This window comes from Citrobacter amalonaticus, from assembly GCF_018323885.1.
GTDB lineage: Bacteria > Pseudomonadota > Gammaproteobacteria > Enterobacterales > Enterobacteriaceae > Citrobacter_A > Citrobacter_A amalonaticus.
This window is the reverse complement of the sequence record NZ_AP024585.1, coordinates 1,568,389-1,589,342: the sequence shown is the minus strand read 5'-3', so window position 1 is coordinate 1,589,342 and position 20,954 is coordinate 1,568,389. Positions and strand designations below refer to the sequence as shown.

General features: G+C 52.7%; 16 protein-coding genes. 12 read left to right on the top strand and 4 right to left on the bottom strand.

Annotated elements, in window-relative coordinates; translation table 11 throughout:
- Positions 1-673: 673 nt before the first annotated feature.
- A complete protein-coding gene (gene mngB, locus KI228_RS07370) occupies positions 674-3,307 on the bottom strand; it encodes a mannosylglycerate hydrolase (protein ID WP_061070368.1) in 2,634 nt (877 codons plus the stop codon).
- Between the two features lie 19 nt (positions 3,308-3,326).
- Positions 3,327-5,243: a PTS 2-O-a-mannosyl-D-glycerate transporter subunit IIABC gene (gene mngA, locus KI228_RS07365; protein ID WP_141227690.1), complete on the bottom strand. Its 1,917-nt coding sequence runs from the start codon at positions 5,241-5,243 to the stop codon at positions 3,327-3,329.
- Between the two features lie 176 nt (positions 5,244-5,419).
- Here mngA and KI228_RS07360 point away from each other — a divergent pair, with 176 nt between their 5' ends.
- From KI228_RS07360 to cobO, 11 genes are all read left to right on the top strand, one after another.
- A complete protein-coding gene (locus tag KI228_RS07360) occupies positions 5,420-6,139 on the top strand; it encodes a GntR family transcriptional regulator (RefSeq protein WP_044266315.1) in 720 nt (239 codons plus the stop codon).
- A gap of 496 nt (positions 6,140-6,635) precedes the next feature.
- Positions 6,636-7,085, top strand: coding sequence for a methylaspartate mutase subunit S (gene glmS / locus KI228_RS07355; RefSeq protein ID WP_043001347.1), 450 nt, complete (start codon positions 6,636-6,638; stop codon positions 7,083-7,085).
- On the top strand, positions 7,085-8,473 hold the full coding sequence (gene glmL, locus KI228_RS07350; RefSeq protein WP_043001348.1) for a methylaspartate mutase accessory protein GlmL: 1,389 nt from the start codon (positions 7,085-7,087) through the stop codon (positions 8,471-8,473). The genes glmS and glmL overlap by 1 nt, the downstream gene beginning before the upstream one ends.
- An 18-nt stretch (positions 8,474-8,491) precedes the next feature.
- A complete protein-coding gene (locus KI228_RS07345; protein WP_043001349.1) occupies positions 8,492-9,937 on the top strand; it encodes a methylaspartate mutase subunit E in 1,446 nt (481 codons plus the stop codon).
- A complete protein-coding gene (locus KI228_RS07340; RefSeq protein WP_043001350.1) occupies positions 9,937-11,178 on the top strand; it encodes a methylaspartate ammonia-lyase in 1,242 nt (413 codons plus the stop codon). Before KI228_RS07345 ends, KI228_RS07340 begins: the two co-directional genes overlap by 1 nt.
- A 3-nt stretch (positions 11,179-11,181) precedes the next feature.
- Positions 11,182-12,552, top strand: a complete 1,371-nt coding sequence (locus tag KI228_RS07335) for an acyclic terpene utilization AtuA family protein (RefSeq protein ID WP_044256532.1) — start codon at positions 11,182-11,184, stop codon at positions 12,550-12,552.
- On the top strand, positions 12,549-12,866 hold the full coding sequence (locus KI228_RS07330) for a DUF4387 domain-containing protein (protein ID WP_042320615.1): 318 nt from the start codon (positions 12,549-12,551) through the stop codon (positions 12,864-12,866). Before KI228_RS07335 ends, KI228_RS07330 begins: the two co-directional genes overlap by 4 nt.
- Positions 12,867-13,036: 170 nt before the next feature.
- Positions 13,037-14,344, top strand: a complete 1,308-nt coding sequence (locus KI228_RS07325; protein ID WP_043001352.1) for a dicarboxylate/amino acid:cation symporter — start codon at positions 13,037-13,039, stop codon at positions 14,342-14,344.
- A gap of 70 nt (positions 14,345-14,414) precedes the next feature.
- Positions 14,415-15,416, top strand: a complete 1,002-nt coding sequence (gene glsA / locus KI228_RS07320; RefSeq protein WP_044256534.1) for a glutaminase A — start codon at positions 14,415-14,417, stop codon at positions 15,414-15,416.
- Between the two features lie 113 nt (positions 15,417-15,529).
- Entirely contained in the window at positions 15,530-17,182 is a 1,653-nt protein-coding gene (locus KI228_RS07315; protein WP_061070370.1) for a class I fumarate hydratase, read from the top strand.
- A gap of 9 nt (positions 17,183-17,191) precedes the next feature.
- Positions 17,192-17,794, top strand: a complete 603-nt coding sequence (gene cobO, locus KI228_RS07310) for a cob(I)yrinic acid a,c-diamide adenosyltransferase (protein ID WP_043001355.1) — start codon at positions 17,192-17,194, stop codon at positions 17,792-17,794.
- 61 nt (positions 17,795-17,855) lie between these two features.
- Here the strand turns inward: cobO and KI228_RS07305 are convergent, their stop codons facing one another.
- Positions 17,856-18,764, bottom strand: coding sequence for a LysR family transcriptional regulator (locus tag KI228_RS07305; protein WP_043001356.1), 909 nt, complete (start codon positions 18,762-18,764; stop codon positions 17,856-17,858).
- Between the two features lie 405 nt (positions 18,765-19,169).
- On the opposite strand from KI228_RS07305, the gene cobA reads away from it, so the two are divergent.
- Positions 19,170-19,949 (top strand): uroporphyrinogen-III C-methyltransferase, encoded by a 780-nt coding sequence (cobA, locus tag KI228_RS07300; RefSeq protein WP_043001357.1) that lies wholly within the window; start codon positions 19,170-19,172, stop codon positions 19,947-19,949.
- Here the strand turns inward: cobA and KI228_RS07295 are convergent.
- On the bottom strand, positions 19,928-20,821 hold the full coding sequence (locus tag KI228_RS07295; protein WP_044327991.1) for a PocR ligand-binding domain-containing protein: 894 nt from the start codon (positions 20,819-20,821) through the stop codon (positions 19,928-19,930). The genes cobA and KI228_RS07295 overlap by 22 nt on opposite strands.
- Between the last annotated feature and the right edge of the window lie 133 nt (positions 20,822-20,954).

Sequence of the window (20,954 nt, the reverse complement as noted above, 5' to 3'; positions counted from 1 at the left end):
CTTGCTCATCGCATGAAGACTCCGAGAGTGAACCCCGTTAGAAAGGGTCACACGCATGCCCCAATACAAATTTATTTGTGCACTCTCGCCGTTGCCGTTTTCCTGGAGAAGGAAACAGAAAGGGCGAAAGGTTACAAACATGTTAATAAAAAACTCAAATTGATCCCGCAATTATATTACGCCGCAAAATCCTTACAATAAACAGGTTTTTATTGAGGAATATTTGCATTTTTCGACAGTGATCAATTTATAGCGAATTCATCACTTTTCCACCAATTTGATCGGCGACAATTTAACTCGTTTCACGTCGGTTTTCCAATGTTTAAACCTTGATTTAAATCAAAAACAAGACTTTTTGTTAACTATGTTTAAATGGAGTAATTATGGTGAAAAACATGTTGCAAACATGTGCATCTACGGGAGGGATGGTTACTAAGTGAAAATGTATATATAAAAAAACAGTGTTTTAATTAACGCCAACACAGGAATTTATCTTCCCTTTCCCGATGAGTTCAGCGTAGACAATTTATTGTTATTTGCCAGGATATAAATTTCACGTGTCAACATTCACAATTATTTCACTTTTATAGCGGTATAAATTAACACCGCACAGTTATTATTCTGTTAAGAAAAAAGCCACGCGATGCGTGGCTTGTGTCTGTTTGCTGGCTATTCACACAATTTTGTAGCTGAACGTTCGTGTTTGTCCCGGCAAAACCGGGCCGAAGTCGCTGCGCTTTTCATCAACGCTCTTAAGCGGCTGCTCATCCAGACGCGTTTCTGTACACGATTGAACCGCGCTGCCGAAGGCAACCGTTGCGTCGCATGGCTCCGAATCGGAGGGATTAAACAGGCGCAGGATCAGTTCATTCCTCCCTTCAGCTTTCTTCAGGGTGCTCAACTGACACCCAACCGGTGGCATAGTGAATAAACTGTAGTGGTCAGGCGTTATGAAACCGGCCTTGTTCAGTTTCATCGCATCCCACGGAATCTTGTTATAACACTGTACGGGTGTGAGCCAGGCCCTGGCCTGCTGAGCAATACCGGCATTCACAGGCGTACCGGTATAACTGAAAAGGCTCAACCGACCGTGCAATCGTCCGCGCAGTTGTGCATCCGGTACCGCCATTTTAATGCCTGAAGGACGACCTGGACGCAAAAGCAGATCCTCTTTCCCCAGTAGTCCTACACCGCGTAGTAGCGTGATGGCGAAAGTTTTTTCCCGGTCACCCAGCACTTCAAATTCCCGCAATCCTTCAGTGAAAACTGCCAGACCATTTCTGCCCTCCTGAAGCGTCGCATAGTTAAGCATATTCCAGACGGGAATCGGTGCCTCTTTCCAGCCCTCTTCCCGCCATTTTGCCAGTGCGGGATCCCGCACGGGGCGACTCACCGTACCAAACTGCGTATCTGCCAGCACAGTGTCGGTCACAAACGGAGTGGGGATCAGTACCCGCAGACGATGATCGTCTGCCTGATTATCCAGAAGGACTTCAATATCAATTCGCCTGCTGTTGTGACTCAGGATGACCGTTATTTCAACCCCAACCCTACCGCTACGCTGGCGAGCGCAACGTTCCGTAAGATTGAGCGGCACGTCCATTTGATAACGAATCCGCGCCCGGCTTTGCCAGGCTTCATGGGTCATAACACACTCTGCTTTTACCGATGAGGAAGTCAACCGCCACTCTTCTCTGGCGGGCGAGTAGTCATACTCATCCCCATCATCAGATCCCTCTTCCAGCACCAGAACGCGGTCATAGCAGATGCCGCTATCTTTGTCATACAGACGCAGCGTTCCGTCGTCGTTAACGGCTATCTGCCAGAACGCATTTTCCAGCACTTCTGCCCCTGGCGTTTCTGGTGCAACGTGATTTCCCGCCTCCCCTTGCGTTACGTACAGTGTGCGATAACCCATCGACGGTACAATCTGCTGGATCTGGATATCAAACTCCATAAACGGCTCGTAGTTACCGTAATGCACGATCTGCCTGTCTATCAGACCAGGATCGATTTCGCGAACCCCGCGAACAAAAAAGGGAACGGGATTTCCCCGATCGTCACGCAGGCAAAACTGATGACCTCTCAGGCGGATCGTTGTGTTAATCACCTCTTCACGCGGCCACGGCATCAGGTTAAACAGCACCAGTTTATCGCTGTCGCTGAGCGGCATGTTGTCCGTGATTTTGCGCAGATAAAAGCGGATCAGGTTATCCGCCATATCCTCCGCCAGTTCGAAGCGCGCGATGATTTCCCGGTGAACCTTATCGCTGCAGCAACATCCAATGCTGTCGTGAGCATGATTTTTTAAAATCTCTTTCCACATTTTTTCCAGCAAACCGTGGTGATACTCAAAGCCAAGCGTCCAGGCCAGCGTCGCCAGAGGTTCAAGGATATTGACTACCTTATTTTCAATACGCGCATGAATGAGTTTGATGTCCATCCGCGTCGAGCCAATCGTGCGGTGTACCCGCATATACTTACCATCAATAAACTCGCCTTTCAGCGTAGCCAGTTGTTCACGTCGATTCTCGATATGTTCAAACACCGCTTCAAAACGGCTCATCACAAACTTTCGCTGCGGGTAGATCTCGCGCAGTTTGTCCATCACCGCAAAAATGTTCTGTTGCAGCGGCATCTGATCGTGACCATTCGGCAGCAATATCTCTTTTGTCACAGACGCTTTTTCCAGCACCTCAAAATAGCTGTCAAGCCGTTTGCGCAGCCCGTTCTCATCCTCGGGTAAGTACTTCCCAATCGCATAACCCAGTGGCAGTACCTGTGCGACGACTTCACTGCCATCGCTGCTTTGCCATAAAAACTCGGTCTTATCGGTACCGTGTCGCTCTGAACAACCGCGCCAGAACATCGTGCGGGTGATGCCAAATCCGTTGTAGATATGCGGAAGCTGTCCCGACATGCCAAAGGAATCGGGTAGATAGCCAATTTTCATCGGCTCGCCAAAAGCCAGGCAATCACGCATGCCATACAGCAGGTTACGCACAATAGACTCACCGGAGACAATGGTGGTATCCGTCTGGGTGTACCATGGGCCGATAATTAACTTTCCGGTTTGCACCAGACGTTGTACCCGATGGGTATTTTCCGGCTTTATCGCAAAGTAATCCTCCAGCACTGCCGTCTGTCCATCAAGAACGTAATATTTATAGTCGGTATCCTGTTCCAGTCGGGTGAGGATCTCTTCCATATTGTTGACCAGCAAAATGCGTGACGCTTCGGTGGTAAAATACCACTCCCGATCCCAGTGCATATGCGGGGTAATGTGAACGCGAGATACAGCTTTCATCTTCGTTTCCTGTTCAGAATTAAGACATTACGCCATCAGTCGTATATTTACCCTGCTTCACCGCATAGCGTCGCCAGAGCAGCAAAACCAGCGTTGAGATAACGGTTCCCACCAGCGCCGCACCGAACCAGCCTGCCGCGGCCAGTACGCCGCCGTACCCGGCATCGTGCAGCAAAAAGAGTGAAAAAATACCCGCGCCAGGCGTTGAGAGACCAATATTCATCGCCCCAACCATTGCCCCTGTCGCCATTGACCCGAGGACAAAGGAGCCAATCACCCGCACAGGATCTTCAATCGCCATCGGGATTGCCCCTTCTGTAATACCCGCCAGCCCTAGCAGCCATGTGGATTTCCCGGTTTCAATTTCAAACTCTTTAAACAGACGGGGAGAAATTAACGTTGACGCGGTCACCGTAAATGCGGAGACCATTTTGACCGAGGCAAAGATGGCATAAGGACCGTAGACGCCGTTCGCCATCGCCCCCAGACAAAAGGCATAGGCGGCCTTATTGACCGGGCCCCCCAAATCAAATGAACACATAAAGCCGAGAATCGCGCCAAGCAGCAGCGCATTCGCCCCAGATAAACCGTTAAGCCAGGCGGTCAGGCTGTTGTTAATCCATGCCACCGGTTCGCCGACAACAAACAACATCAGGCTGCCTGCCCCCAGCGTACCAACCACCGGATAGAGGTAAAACGACAAAAAACCGTTGAATTTACTGCTCAATCGCAGGTGTTTTTTCACCCAGCGCATCAGGTATCCAGCAATTAATCCCCCTGCGATTGCGCCAAGAAAACCGGAACCAATCATGTTCGCGGCAAGCCCGGCAGCAAAACCGGGTGCCAGTGCGGGTTTATCCGCCAGAGAATACGCGGTGTAAGCCGCCAGTACAGGCACCATCAACACACCGAGCATTCCACCGCCAAGTTTGCGATACATCCACAGCCAGGAGTTCTCCTGTTCGAACAGCGGTTGCAGACCGAATATCTGCGCCAGTAATACCGCGACAGCAAGTACCGTCCCACCCGCAACAATCAGCGGCACAGCAAAGGAGATCCCACTCAGTAAGGACTGTTTTAACTCCGTCTTAAGCCCTTTAGACTGATGGCTCTCTTCCTGCCGCACGCGCTTTACATTTTGTGGTTCAAGCGCCAACGCTTGCCGGATCAGTTGCTCAGCATGGCGAATCGGTTCGGCGACGGGTACCGTCAGCACCGGGATCCCCGCAAACCGTTCGCTCTCTTTGATTGCCACCTCAGCGGCCAAAATACAGGCACTGGCCGAATTCAGTTGATCTGCCGTTAAGCGCCCTTCAATACCGTTAGCGCCCTGCTTTTCAACAAACACATTGACGCCCAGCTTCCGTCCGGCTTTCTCCAGATATTCCGCCGCCATATAGGTATGCGCGATCCCCGCCGGACAGGCGGTCACACACACAATTGTGGGGGCGTTGAATGGCGTTGCGACCATTGGTCCATGCCCGTTGTCATCCAGCGCCGCCAACAGCTCGTCAGCACTCGTTGCCGCCATAACACGGGCTCGCGTTTCTTCATCAGCCAGCCTCGTGGTGAGCGCGGTCAACAATTGCATATGGGTACTGCCCGCCTCTTCCTGTGGGATGGCGAGCAGGAAAATCAGGTCAACAGCTTCCGGACCGTCGACCCCTTCCCAGCTCAGGGGCTTGCTGAGCGTCGCCACCGCAAAAGCGGCTTCTTTCACAGCCGACGTTTTCCCGTGTGGTACCGCCAGCCCTTCTCCTAACGCAGTCGGTCCGAGGTTTTCACGTGCAAACACGGCTTCCAGAAAGGTATCAGAATCAGCAATTTTGCCCAACGCCGTCAGCCGCTGCGCTAACGTACGAATCGCCTCTTCACGGCTGGTAAACCGGGCGTTCAGGCACAGCGCGTCCCGCTGGGTTAACGTCGTCAGGTTCATCATGATCCTCACAAAATGGTTGTTTTATGTGCGAAGGAGTGTGCCAGACAAAACAATACATTTATGTGATCATTTTCACTTAAAGACGATAATTTGTATTTAATTTGTATTATTTACACATTCAATTCATTAGGCATAATGTGAAAAGTCGTCTTAACAACCTGACAGAAAAAACCATGAGCCGAAAACCACTTTATCGACAGATAGCCGACGGGATCCGTGAACAAATCCAGCGAGGTGAGTTGAAGCCCGGTGATGCTCTGCCGACAGAATCCGCGCTACAGGCGGCATTTGGGGTCAGTCGGGTCACCGTGCGTCAGGCGCTAAGGCAGTTAACCGAGCAGCAGATCATCGAAAGCATTCAGGGCAGCGGCACATACGTTAAAGAGGAGCGGGTTAATTACGACATCTATCAATTAACCAGTTTTGATGAAAAGCTGACCGACCGTAGCAGCGATACGCACAGCGACGTGCTGGTTTTCGAAGTGATTCAGGCCGATGATTTTTTGAAAAATCAATTACAACTGGCTGATGACAAACGGGTCTGGCACGTCAAGCGGGTGCGTTACATCAAGCAAAAACCAGTCGCGCTGGAGGAGACGTGGATGCCGTTGGCATTATTCCCTGATTTAACCTGGCAGGTGATGGAAAACTCAAAGTACCACTTCATTGAAGAGGTGAAGAAACAGGTCATTGAACGCAGTGAGCAGGAGTTGATTCCACTGATGCCCACCGAAGAGATGAGCCGCCTGCTTGCTATCCCGCTCACAAAGCCAATCCTGGAAAAAGTGTCGCGTGGTTTTTTAAAGGGAGGACAGGTATTCGAATACAGTCGCAATGCGTTTAATACTGACGATTATAAATTTACGTTGATCGCCCACAGGAAACAGCGTTAATTGGAGTGCGCTTTAAAACTATTTCGACGAAGTGTTAACTGCTTCACAAATATAAAGGCAATGTAATATGCTGAATTTTTCATGTCCCAACGCGGGAATTGCAAACAACTCACGATCATATTTATCATTTTATTAACAATAATAAAATGGCGTATAGAAACATTATGCTTTATTCCGTTACGCGCCTCACACTTCTTCCTCTAAAATTATTTAAACACCTATTCAGCGCAAAGACAAATAAACAGGATTTAGATCACAAACATAGAAAGCCGTTTAATAGGAATCTATTTATTAAAATATACACCATCCATAATAAAACAAATAACCTATTGATAATAAACATTTTTTAAATTTTCATTCATAGAACAGTCGTTTTTCGAAAGATATTTTGAAAATAGATCAATTGCATCCATCGCGCCTCCCCACGACACTCCGTCCCTATTAAAACATTGCAAAACTTTTTATTTCTTACCCTGAGTCCTGGAGAGGATTACCCATGAAAAAATCAACACTCGTTATTGGCGTCATTGGTGCTGACTGCCATGCCGTAGGCAATAAAGTTCTGGACCGCGTTTTTACTGCCCATGATTTTCGCGTAATCAATCTGGGCGTAATGGTAAGCCAGGATGAATATATCGATGCCGCGATCGAAACCGGCGCCGATGCGATTGTCGTCTCTTCCATTTATGGCCACGGCGACATCGACTGCCTGGGTCTGCGCGAGCGCTGCATCGAACGCGGTATCGGCGACATCCTGCTTTATGTCGGCGGCAACCTGGTGGTCGGGAAGCATGATTTCGCAGACGTCGAAGCCAAATTCAAAGAGATGGGCTTCCAGCGCGTCTTTGCCCCAAGCCACGATCTCGAAGATGTGTGTCAGCTGATGGCAGCGGATATCAACAAGCGCCACGGCATTGAAAAGCGTTGTCTGGAAGAGGCCATCTGATGCAAACCGTCTCTGTCGATATCGGCTCGACGTGGACCAAAGCTGCCCTCTTCGCAAAGGAGGGGGATGCGTTAACACTGGTTAACCACGTTCTGACTCCGACGACGACCCATCATCTGGCGGAAGGTTTTTTCGCCAGCCTGAACCAGGTGCTGAACGTTGCCGATGCGCGCCCACTGCTCAACCGGGGTGAAGTGACCCTGAAATACTCCTCGTCGGCGAAAGGCGGTCTTGCCGTCGCCGCAATGGGACTGGTGCCGTCGATCACTCTGGAATCGGCAAAAGTCACGGCGCATTCCGCCGGGGCAAAAATCGCCCAGTACTATTCGTACAAACTGAATCGCCATGATATTCAGGCGCTGGAAGCTTCACCACCGGACATTCTGCTGTTTACCGGCGGCACCGACGGTGGCGAAGAGAGCTACGGCCTGGCCAATGCGCGCGCCCTGGCAGAGTCCAGCCTCGACTGCGCCATTATCTACGCCGGAAACCGCGACATTCAGGATGATGTCCAGGCGATTCTGGGACACAAAGATCTGACCACGGTAGACAACATTCTGCCCGATCTCGATCACCCGAATCCCTTCGCCGCCCGCAAGGCGATTTGTGATGTCTTCCTGTCCCGCATTGTGAAAGGCAAAGGCCTGGATGTGATTGTCGGTGAAACCGGCGAAGAGCCCATGCCAACACCCTGGACGGTGTACGAACTGGTCAAAGCCATCAGCGAAGTCGATAGCGCGTGGAGAGAATTCATGCTCATCGACATGGGCGGCGCGACCACCGACGTCTATTCCGCCAGTGCCAACACCCTCTCGCCCGATACCGTGCTGCACGGTGTCCCGGAGCCCTTTGTTAAGCGCACCGTGGAAGGCGATCTCGGCATGCGCGTCTCCGCCGTGGTGGTAGGCGAAAGCACCCAGGAACTGGTGAAGGTGGTATTCGCTCAGCAACCGGCACGCCAGGAGGCCTTCTATGGCTACCTGCGTCATCTGGTGGCGCATCCCGATTATCTGCCGCAGAGCGAGGAAGAGAAATACTTTGATTCTCTGTTAGCCGGACTGTGCGTCGGCTATGCCGCCGAGCGTCACGCTGGCACCAAAAAGCAGGTCTGTACCTGCGTTGGCAATGTCGATTTACAGATGGGGCGCGACCTGACCACCGTGCGCAAAGTGGTTGGCTCGGGCGGCTGGCTCTCCCGCGCCAGTCAGTTTGATATCCATCACTGGCTCAAATATCGCGAACTGGACGACGACGGTAGACGCATTCTTTTACCCACTCAGTTTGAGTACTACCGCGACGCAAAAGGTCTGCTCCCCCTGCTGGCAAACGTTGCCAGACTGGATCCCCAGGCCGCTGCGCGCACCAGCATTCACTGTTTAACCCTATAAAACCTAAGGCAGCGACGAATGGAACTTCGAAATAAAAAATTAACCCATGACGAATTTATGACCGAACGGCATCAGGTGTTGCAGACGTGGCATACCGGCAAAGACGTCGAACATTTTGAAGATGGCGTGAAGTATCAGCAGACCATTCCTGAGAAAAAACGTTTCTCTCATGCCTTGCTGAAGGCGGATCAGGAAGGGAAAACCCTGAGCCAACCGCGTGCCGGTGTGGCGTTGATGGATGAGCATATCGAACTGCTGAAAACCCTGCAGGTTGAGTGTGACCTGCTGCCGAGCACCATCGATGCCTACACCCGTCTGAATCGTTATGAAGAAGCCGCCATTGGGATCCAGAAATCTATCGAAGCCGGGACCTCAAAACTCAACGGACTGCCGGTGGTTAACCACGGTGTGGCGGCCTGTCGTCGGATGACCGAAGCGCTGGAGAAACCGATTCAGGTCCGTCACGGTACGCCAGATGCGCGTCTGTTGGCGGAGATCGCCATGGCCAGCGGCTTCACCAGCTATGAAGGCGGCGGGATCTCCTACAACATTCCTTACGCCAAGCGCGTGACGCTGGAAAAATCGATTCGCGACTGGCAGTACTGCGACCGTCTGATGGGGCTGTATGAAGAACATGGCATTCGCATTAACCGCGAACCATTCGGCCCGTTGACCGGCACGCTGATCCCGCCGTTCATGTCTCACGCAGTGGCGATTATCGAAGGTCTGCTGGCGCTGGAACAGGGCGTGAAGTCGATTACCGTCGGCTACGGCCAGGTCGGTAGCCTCACGCAGGATATCGCGGCGATTCAGTCCCTGCGTGAACTGTCTCATGAATATTTCCAGAACTACGGTTTTGATGATTACGAGCTGAGCACCGTCTTCCACCAGTGGATGGGCGGTTTCCCGGAAGACGAATCCAAAGCATTCGCCATTATCTCCTGGGGCGCAGCGGTCGCCGGTATGTCCGGCGCGACCAAAGTGATCACCAAGAGCCCGCATGAGGCCTTCGGTATTCCGACAGCGGCGGCAAACGCCCAGGGGCTGCGTGCGTCACGTCAGATGCTCAACATGGTCAGTGACCAGAAATTCCCGCCGTGTGCCGCCGTCGAGCAGGAAGTGGAACTGATTAAGAGCGAAGTTCGTGCGGTTCTGAAGAAAGTGTTTGAGCTGGGCAACGGCGATGTTGCGCGCGGCACCGTGCTGGCCTTCGAAGCAGGCGTGCTGGACGTACCTTTCGCTCCTGCCTCCTGTAACGCCGGTAAAATCCTGCCAGTTCGCGATAACGCCGGGGCGATCCGTATTCTGGAAGCCGGCTCCGTTCCGCTGCCGCAGGACATTCTCGCTCTACACCACGATTACGTCGCCGAACGTGCCCATTTCGAAGGACGTAAACCCTCATTCCAGATGGTTGTTGATGACATCAACGCTGTATCCCACAGTCAATTAATAGGAAGACCATAATGAAAATTAAACAGGCGCTTTTCACCGCTGGCTACTCCTCATTCTATTTTGATGACCAGCAGGCGATCAAAAATGGCGCAGGTCATGACGGTTTCATTTATACCGGTGCGCCGGTTACCCCGGGCTTTACCTCTGTCCGCCAGGCTGGCGAGTGCGTTTCCGTACAACTGATTCTGGAAAACGGCGCCGTCGCGGTGGGTGATTGCGCCGCAGTGCAGTACTCCGGTGCCGGCGGCCGCGATCCGCTGTTCCTGGCTGAACATTTTATTCCGTTCCTCAACGATCATATTAAGCCGCTGCTGGAAGGCCGCGATGTGGATGCGTTCCTGCCGAACGCCCGTTTCTTCGACAAACTGCGCATCGACGGTAATTTGCTGCATACCGCCGTTCGTTACGGTCTGTCGCAGGCGCTGCTTGACGCCACCGCGCTAGCCTCAGGTCGTCTGAAAACCGAAGTGGTGTGTGACGAATGGCAACTGCCGTGCGTACCAGAAGCCATTCCTTTATTTGGTCAGAGCGGCGACGACCGCTACATCGCCGTCGACAAGATGATCCTCAAAGGCGTTGACGTCCTGCCGCACGCGCTGATCAACAACGTTGAAGAGAAGCTCGGTTTTAAAGGCGAAAAACTGCGTGAGTACGTGCGCTGGTTGTCCGACCGTATTCTCAGCCTGCGCACCAGCCCACGCTATCACCCGACGCTGCATATCGACGTGTATGGCACCATCGGTCTGATCTTCGACATGGACCCGGTGCGCTGCGCCGAGTATATCGCCAGCCTCGAAAAAGAAGCGCAGGGTCTGCCGCTGTACATTGAAGGCCCGGTCGATGCAGGCAACAAACCGGATCAGATCCGCATGCTGACCGCGATCACCAAAGAGCTGACCCGTCTGGGTTCCGGCGTGAAAATTGTCGCCGACGAATGGTGCAACACCTATCAGGACATCGTGGACTTCACCGATGCCGGTAGTTGCCACATGGTGCAGATCAAAACCCCGGATCTCGGCGGCATTCACAACATCGTTGACGCGGTGCTGTACTGCAACAAGCACGGGATGGAAGCCTACCAGGGCGGCACCTGCAACGAAACCGAAATCAGCGCCCGCACCTGCGTCCACGTGGCTCTTGCCGCCCGTCCAATGCGTATGCTGATCAAGCCGGGTATGGGCTTCGATGAAGGTCTCAATATCGTATTTAACGAAATGAACCGCACCATCGCGCTGTTGCAGACTAAGGATTAAGAGATGGCACGCACATTTAAGATCTTATCGCCGACGGCTATCCTGGGCTATGGCTTCCCGGAAGAGAGCTTTCGTAAAGCCATGGAAGAGTCACCGGATCTGATCGCGGTTGACGCAGGCTCCTCCGATCCCGGCCCCCACTACCTGGGGGCGGGTAAACCGTTTACCGATCGGGCCGGAGTGAAACGCGATCTGCGCTATATGATCACGGCGGGCGTTAAGAACAACATTCCGGTGGTGATCGGCACCGCCGGGGGATCCGGTGCTGCACCGCACCTTGAGTGGTGTCGGCAGATTATCCTGGAGATCGCACAGGAAGAAAAACTGTCCTTCTCCATGGCGCTGATCCCATCGGATGTCAATAAAGAGGTGGTTCACCAGGCGCTGGATAACGGCAAAATCACCGCGCTGGACTTTGTTCCGGCACTGACCCACGAGGCGATCGAAGAGAGCACCTACATCGTGGCGCAGATGGGGATCGAACCGTTCCAGCGGGCGCTGGAAGCCGGTGCGCAGGTGGTATTGGGCGGACGGGCTTATGATCCGGCCTGCTTCGCGGCGCTGCCGATTATGCAGGGCTTTGATGAAGGTCTGGCGCTGCACTGTGGCAAGATCCTGGAATGTGCGGCCATTGCCGCCACCCCAGGTTCCGGTTCTGACTGCGCAATGGGGATTATCGACGACAACGGCTTTACGCTGAAGACGTTCAACCCGAAACGCAAGTTCACCGAAACGTCGGCGGCGGCACATACCCTGTATGAGAAATCCGATCCGTACTTCCTGCCAGGCCCGGGCGGCGTGCTGAACCTGAAAGGGTGCAGTTTCAAAGCGGTAAACGATGGCGAAGTGTACGTCAGCGGTTCACGTCATGAAGCAACGCCGTATGCGCTGAAACTGGAAGGCGCGCGTCAGGTGGGCTTCCGTTGCCTGACCATCGCCGGTACCCGCGATCCGATCATGATTGCCAGCATCGACACCATTCTCGAAGAAGTTCAGGCCAGCGTCGCCCGCAACCTCTCGCTGAATGATGACAGCATCCGCATGACGTTCCACCTGTACGGCAAGAACGGCGTGATGGGTAACCATGAACCGGTGCAAACCGCCGGGCATGAGCTGGGCATTTTGCTGGACGTGGTCGCGCCGACGCAGGATATCGCCAACAGCGTCTGTTCGCTGGTGCGATCTACTCTGTTGCACTACGGCTACGAAAACCGGATCGCCACGGCAGGCAACCTCGCCTTCCCGTTCTCGCCATCCGACATTCAAAGCGGGCCGGTGTATGAGTTCTCAATCTATCACCTGATCGAAGCCAGCGACGCCCTGCGTTTTGACTTCCATATCGAACAGGTGACGCCAGAAGGAGTTCAGGCATGAAACACGCTATTTGCACCCTGGCGCAGGTGATTCGTTCTAAAAACGCCGGACCGTATGAACTGGTGTTAGATATTTTATTTAAAACGCGCGAAGACTATCAGCGGGTAAAACGTTCTGAGCAATTAACCCCGCAGTTAATTGCCCGCTTATATAACGTTGAACCTGATTTTATTCATCGCATCGTCTGGTTTGACCCGGCGAATGCCGTAAAAATCGTGATGCCTCGCGATATTATTTCCGGCAACGTTGGTGACAATGATGTTTATGGCGCGCAGCAGCATGCGCCGTTATTAAGTATTGAGTTCGATCTGTAACAAATAAAATACAACAACGTCCATTGGCGTACAGGATTTCGCTGTATCACTGTATTCCAGATAATTCATGCGGTTGGTCATAACCTGCGTGCGCCTGAGCTGCTGTCCTGGCTCTGGCGCACGCGACCCTACAACACTTCACAGACCAGCCTAGATCCGATGGAGTAAACATGAAGAAAATAAGTCTAACAAAAATGATCATATTAGGCCTGATACTCGGCATGATTGCCGGGGTGGCTATTAATAATATGGCATCGGCTGATACAGCAAAATCGTATGCGCAGGATATCTCTATTTTCACCACCATATTCTTACGTATGGTGAAAATGATTATCGCGCCGTTGGTTATTTCAACCCTGGTTGTCGGCATCGCGAAAATGGGCGATGCGAAAACGCTGGGGCGTATATTTTCAAAAACTTTTTTCCTGTTTATTTGCGCCTCACTGCTGTCGATTGCGCTGGGTCTGGTGATCGTCAACCTGTTCCAGCCAGGCGCGGGCATTAACTTTGTTGCCCATGACGCCGGGGCCGTGGCGGCCGTTCAGTCTGAACCGTTCACGCTGAAAGTGTTTATTTCTCACGCCGTACCGACCAGTATCGTTGACGCCATGGCGCGTAACGAAATCCTGCAAATCGTTGTGTTCTCGATCTTTCTCGGCTGTAGCCTGGCGGCGATTGGTGAGAAAGCCGAACCGATCGTGAAGGTGCTCGACTCTCTGGTTCACGTCATGCTGAAACTGACGGGTTACGTCATGCTGTTCGCCCCGTTAACGGTATTCGCCGCTATCTCCGGGCTTATCGCTGAACGCGGGCTGGGCGTGATGGTGAGCGCCGGGATCTTCATGGGTGAGTTCTACCTGACGCTGGGTATGCTGTGGGCGATCCTCATCGGCCTGTCAACGATGATTGTCGGTCCGTGCATCGGTCGCCTGACGAAAGCGATCCTCGAACCGGCACTGCTGGCATTTACCACGTCCAGCTCGGAAGCCGCGTTCCCGGGTACTCTGGATAAGCTGGAGAAATTCGGCGTCTCGTCCAAGATTGCCAGTTTCGTACTGCCTATCGGTTACTCCTTCAACCTCGTGGGTTCAATGGCCTACTGCTCGTTTGCCACCGTCTTTATCGCGCAGGCGTGCAACATTGAGCTGAGCATGGGCGAGCAAATCACCATGCTGCTGATCCTGATGTTGACTTCTAAAGGTATGGCAGGCGTACCGCGTGCCTCGATGGTGGTCATTGCCGCTACCCTCAACCAGTTCAACATTCCGGAAGCCGGTCTGATCCTGCTGATGGGTGTCGATCCGTTCCTCGACATGGGCCGTTCTGCAACCAACGTGATGAGTAACGCCATGGGCGCCGCGATTGTCAGTCGCTGGGAAGGCGAACATTTCGGTTCCGGCTGCCGGGGTACTGCGCCGGTCAAAACGCCAGAACAGGAGCGTCCTGCCACTGAGCCGTCAGAAGTGGTGATGTCCTGATGATATAAGGTTGCCGGATAAGCACTCGCCCCTTCCGGCAACATGCCAATCACACCAACAAGGTTGCACCATGAACGTAAAATTCTTCGGCGCGAGCATGTTAACCGCCAGCCTGTTTTTTAGCGCCGCCGCGCTGGCGCAAACGGCGCCGGACTACGCCGCATTGATCGAACAGGCACACCAGAAATACAAAAGTAACAACGACGGCAAAGTCGCCGACTACATCCCTGCCCTTGCCACTTACAGCCCCAACAACTTCGCCATTACCCTCGCTACCGTTGACGGCAAAATTTACCAGGCAGGAGACATCAACAAAGCATTCCCGATGGAATCGCTGAGCAAAGTCTTCACCCTCGCGCTGGCGATGGAACAGCACGGGCCGCAGGAGGTACTGGATAAACTCGGCGCTAATGCCACCGGCCTGCCCTTTAATTCCGGCCTCGCGGTCGAACTCACGAAGGGCGCACCGGAGAATCCGCTGGTCAATGCAGGTGCCATGAGTACCGTCAGCCTGATTGACGCCAAAGACAAAACCGACCGCTGGAACAAAATCCTCACCAACCTGAACGCCTGGGCCGACGCCACGCTCACGGTCAATGAACCGGTATTCAGATCGGAAATGGAGACCAACCAACACAATCAGGCGCTGGCGCAACTGATGGCATCGTACAACAGCTTCTACGGCGATACGCAGGAGGCCGTAGAGATTTACACCCGCCAGTGTTCAGTAGACGTCACCGTTGAGCAGCTTGCCAAAATGGGTGCCGTGCTGGCCAACAAGGGTAAATCGCCGTTCAACGGCAAACAGTTGCTCAATGAGCGTTATGTACCGCAGGTGCTGGCTGAAATGGCCATCGCCGGTCTCTATGACGGCAGCGGAAAATGGCTGTACACCGTCGGTATTCCGGCGAAAAGCGGCGTCGGCGGGGGCATGGTCGCGGTGGTACCGGGACAGTACGCCATTGCCGTTTACTCACCGCCGCTGGACAGCGCCGGGAACAGCGTGCGCGCCCAGCAGACTATTGAATATGTTGCCCATGCAACGCAGGCCAATCTCTTTATGGCGCATTAAGTGGATGCCGGATGGCGCTCATGCGCATCCGGCCTACGAATCAGGCATTTTTGTAGGTCGGATACGGCGCGACGCCGCCCTCCGGCGATATCAACCTTAACGTGAGAAGTAACATGTCTAAACCCTTTGTCTGGCAAGAACTCTTTGTACAAAGCAAAGAGAGTACGGAATACGAATTACTGAGCAATCAGCATGTTACGGTGACAGAGTTAGATGGCGAAGAGGTCATCAAAGTGGCGCCGGAAGCATTAACGCTGCTGGCGCAACAGGCATTCTATGAAGCATCGTTCTTCCTGCGCTCCGGACATTTAAAGCAGATCGCCAGCATCCTGCACGATCCGCAGGCCAGCAGTAACGACAAATATGTCGCCCTGCAGCTGTTACGTAATGCGGAAGTGTCGGCGAAAGGCGTGCTGCCGAACTGCCAGGACACGGGTACAGCGACAGTGGTCGCCAGCAAAGGCCAACAGATATGGACCGGCGGCGATGACGCCGAAGCGCTCAGCAAAGGGATTTACACCACCTTTAAAGAAAATAACCTGCGCTATTCGCAAAACGCCCCACTGGATATGTATACCGAGGTGAATACCGGCACCAACCTGCCGGCGCAGATCGATATCAGCGCCACACCGGGTAACGAATACCGCTTCTTGTTTGTCAATAAGGGCGGCGGTTCAGCCAACAAGGCGGCGCTGTTCCAGGAGACCAAATCGATCCTGCAACCGGAAAAGCTCACCGCATTCCTGATCGAGAAGATGAAATCACTGGGCACCGCAGCCTGCCCGCCGTATCACATCGCTTTTGTCGTCGGCGGTCTCTCCGCAGATCAGGCGCTCAAGGTCGCCAAACTGGCTTCAACCAAGTATTACGACAACCTGCCCACCAGCGGTAATGAGCTGGGTCAGGCGTTTCGTGACACGGCGCTGGAATCCGCGCTGCTCAATGCCAGCCGCGAATTTGGCATTGGCGCGCAGTTTGGCGGTAAATATTTCGCCCATGATATTCGCGTAATTCGTCTGCCGCGCCACGGCGGCTCCTGCCCGATCGCGATGGCGCTCTCCTGCTCCGCCGATCGCAATATCAAAGCGAAGATCAACAAACACGGGATCTGGCTGGAAAAACTCGAGCATAACCCAGGTAAATTTATCCCTGAATCCAGCCGCATCGAGAACAGCGCACAGAGCGTAAACCTGGATTTGAACCGTCCGCTGCGCGAGATCCTGCATGATTTATCCACCCTGCCAGTCGGCACGCGGCTTTCGCTAAACGGCCCGATCGTCGTCGCCCGCGACATCGTGCATGCCAAACTCAAAGAGCGCCTGGACAACGGCGAAGCGATGCCAGCGTACATGAAAGATCACATTGTCTACTATGCCGGCCCGGCTAAAACGCCGGATCAGATGGCCTGTGGTTCGCTCGGGCCAACCACCGGCGGGCGCATGGACGGCTATGTCGACGCTTTCCAGGCCGCTGGCGGTAGCCTGATCATGCTGTCCAAAGGCAACCGCAGTGCGCAAGTCACCGAGGCTTGCCATAAACACGGCGGATTCAACCTCGGCAGCATCGGTGGCGCCGCCGCCTTGCTGGCGCAGCAATACGTGAAAAGCCTGCGCTGCCTCGAATATCCCGAACTGGGAATGGAAGCGGTCTGGATGATGGAAGTTGAAAACCTGCCTGCCTTCGTGCTGGTAGACGACAAAGGAAACAACTTCTTCAGTCAGTTTGAACAACAGCATCGTTGTGCATCCTGCCCGGCAGGACATTAAGGAGCGTTTATGCAAGCGCGAGCCAATGGCGACCGTCATCGCCAGCGTCAGCAAAAGCTGAAAGAACAGGTGGAAATCCGTGTGGCCGCCGCCACGGAACAAAAAGGGATTTTGATCGTATTTACCGGAAATGGAAAAGGGAAATCCACGGCCGCCTTTGGCACTGCCACCCGTGCGGTGGGTCATGGTAAAACCGTTGGCGTCGCGCAGTTTATCAAAGGCCAGTGGGATAATGGCGAATACAACACCCTGCATCCGCTGGGGGTTGAGTTTCACATTATGGGTACCGGGTTTACCTGGGAAACGCAAAACCGCGAGGCGGATATCGCGGCGGCGCAGGCTGTCTGGACAGAGAGCAAGCGCATGCTGGCCGATGCGCATTACGATCTGGTGGTCCTGGACGAACTTACATACATGCTGGCGTATCACTACCTGGATACTGACGAGGTGATTGCCGCCATTCGGGAGCGTCCGGCGCAGCAGAGTGTGATTGTGACCGGGCGAGGGTGTCACGCGCAGTTACTGGAGCTTGCCGATACGGTGAGCGAACTGCGCCCGGTCAAGCATGCGTTTGACAGCGGTATTCAGGCTCAGGCAGGAATTGACTGGTAGTTACGTCGTTGCCGGATGGCGCATGCGCTTATCCGGCTTCCCGTTTACCCGTCATCCGCCATCAGCGTTCCAGGTGAGATACCACCGATTTTTGTAACAGCCAGTCGCGGAAAACCTGTAAATGACGGGATTCCGCTTTTTCTTCCCGCCAGGTCATGATGAAACGATTACCCGTGCGCATGGGCACATCGCAAGGGATCACCATGTCACCGTTGTCCAGATCGTGCTGGATCGCAAAACGTGGGAGCAGCGCAACCCCCAAATTCGATCGCACCGCGGCGATCAGCATCGACAGCAGATCAAAACGCGGGCCTTTGTTGACCAGTGGGCTACTGACATCCGACAGGGCGAACCACTCCTGCCAGCCGTTAATTCGCGTACTTTGATGCAACAAGGGAAACTCATTGAGCAACTCTTCAACCGCCAGTTTCTGGTTGGGCTGCGACAGCAGACTGCCGCTACAAACCGGGAGGATTTCCTCTTCGAACAGATACTCCACTTCTGACCACGGCGAACAGAAGTCTTCACGCATAATGGCCGCATCATATTCACGGTTGAGGAAATCGCCCATGTTCGCCAGCGAGTGAATATTAACGATAATATCGGGGTTAAGTTTGTTGAATTCACGCAGATTGGGGATCAGCCAGTGGGTGCTGAAGGTCGGGTTGACCGCCAGTTCAATGACTTCGACCGTGGGCTGCCAGGTCATAATGGTATTCGTATCACGCTCAAGTTTATTTAGCGTTTCTTTAACAATGCTCAAATAATGCTTCCCGGCCTCGTTTAAAAAAATCCGCTTTTTGGCATGATTAAATAATGCAGTATGCAGAAAATCCTCAAGTGCATTCACCTGGCGAAATACAGCACTTTGCGTTAATGCTAACTCCTCCGCCGCACGCGTATAACTTTCATGACGTGCCACCACTTCAAACGTCACCAGTAATTCAGTCTTTGGTATCTTTCCTCTCATAACGTCTTCCATATGCCGCGTACAAAAATAGTTTAATTTATAAAAAATAAATGCAACCGACTCCCGATTGGCCTGAGAGTTATATTTTATTTCCTACCTGGATGTCATTGATCCACTCCATGGTTTATTCACACAGGGGGCGAACAAATAATAACCAATAATACGCAAGACTGGCCATAAACACAATTTAATTAAGGTTATTTTGCGACAAATAGCGCCAATAAGTTCTTAATAATTTTTCAAGATAACTTGTTTATCGGAGAAAAAACTTTGCGGGTTTAATCAATATTATTTACTTATTATTTCAGGAGAATTCAGTTCACTCAACGATAAGCAAACGATGACGTTTTTTTATCTGCTTTTACTATTTTTACTGTTTTTCCCGACAATAATTAAGGACGACATATGAAAAATTCCGGAAAAGTCTGGCTGGTTGGTGCAGGTCCTGGTGATATCAGCTTACTGACCCTTAAAGCCCTGCAGTGTATTCAACAGGCTGATGTCATCATTTACGATCGGCTGGTCAATCCTAAAATGCTTGAGTGGTGCTCAGCGAGCTGTACCTGTATCAACGTTGGCAAAAGTCCGGGCTATCATAGTGTTCCTCAGGAGGAGATCAATGCCCTGCTTATCCAGCATGCGCGAACACAGCGGAACGTTGTGCGCCTGAAAGGCGGCGATCCTTACGTGTTTGGCCGCGGTGCCGAAGAGGTGGAATGTCTGGTCGAAGAAGGCATTGCTTTCGAAGTGGTGCCGGGGATCAGTTCCGCCATTGGCGGGCTGGCCTGCGCCGGGATCCCGGTGACCCACCGCGACCTGGCATCCGGTTTTCATGTCGTGACAGGACATACCCGCGAAGGTAATCAGCAGCAGGACTGGCGGCAGTTGGCGAAGCTCAACGGCACGCTGGTGATTGTTATGGGGATCGCTAACCTGCCGTTTATTTGTGAAGAACTGCTGATGGGAGGCAAATCACCGGCCACGCCCGCGGCGATTGTGATGTCGGCTACCCGGGACAATCAGCGGCGCTTAACTTGTACGCTCGGTACATTACTCACGAAAGCACAGGAAGCGAATATTGTGCCACCGGCACTGATTGTGGTTGGCGATGTTGTCCGTTTGAGCGACCGACTCTCTTTTATTCCCGAGGTGATGGAACGCGCCTACAGCGAGAGGTGTTCATGACGGAATGACTGCGGAGACGTCTGGTGAGCCGCCCGGAACACCCGACAAAAATAGCTGGTCTGCGCATACTGAAGTTTCCGGGCGATGCTGTCGATAGAGTTCTTCGGATCGCGCAGCAACTCACTCGCCCGCTGCATTTTTTTCTGGCTCACCCAGGTTTTAAAATTCACTCCCTGCCGTTTCTTAAAGAAACGGCTAAAGTAGTTGGCGCTTAAACAGACATGCGCGGCCACCGACTCCAGCGTCAGTTCCTCGTATAAGTGTTCATCAATATAGCGCAGTGCAGCGACCAGTTTCTTTTCGTGGCGAGAAAGTTCCATTGCCGACAGACGCAGGTCACTCAACTGCACATCAGCGGTGTCCACCGTTTTACGCTGAACCGGGCTGAGATTGTTAATAATAAAACTGAGCAGGTTTGCCGCTGCCACCAGATGATTATTTTCAACAATCGCGACCTGATTCCAGGCTGATTTAATTTTAGGATCGAAAGCCCACTGCCGATCGTCATCAATGACAATAGTTTTATATTCCGGATACTTTGCGCGCACCTGACCGCAAATAATAAATCCCAGTAGATGTCCCTGACGAATTAACGGCATAGAGAAAAAACTCAACCCCGCATGACAGCAGAGTATTCTGATTTTTTCTTCTTTTAACCCTTCAAAAGCGCAATATTTATCACATTTCTGACACGTTTTTTGGTATTGCGGATTGGCGCGCAGTAATGAACAGAACGAATTAAAATTATGACAGGCTGAGATTTCCTGACCATTAATGTCTACCACCACGGCGGCGAGCCCGGTCGCCTTAGAAAACACCTCTGCCAGTGAGTAAAAAGTGTGTAAGACATCGTCCTGAATATGCTGAGGCACGTTACGCTCCGTCAGTGGTCTGGATAACGTCGCTACTATGCTTAATTTGTCCAGGTGAAAAAATGACCCTGACCGCAAAAAATAATCTCATTTAATCAGGTGATTATGATCAAATTGCAAGAGCGCCCCCCGC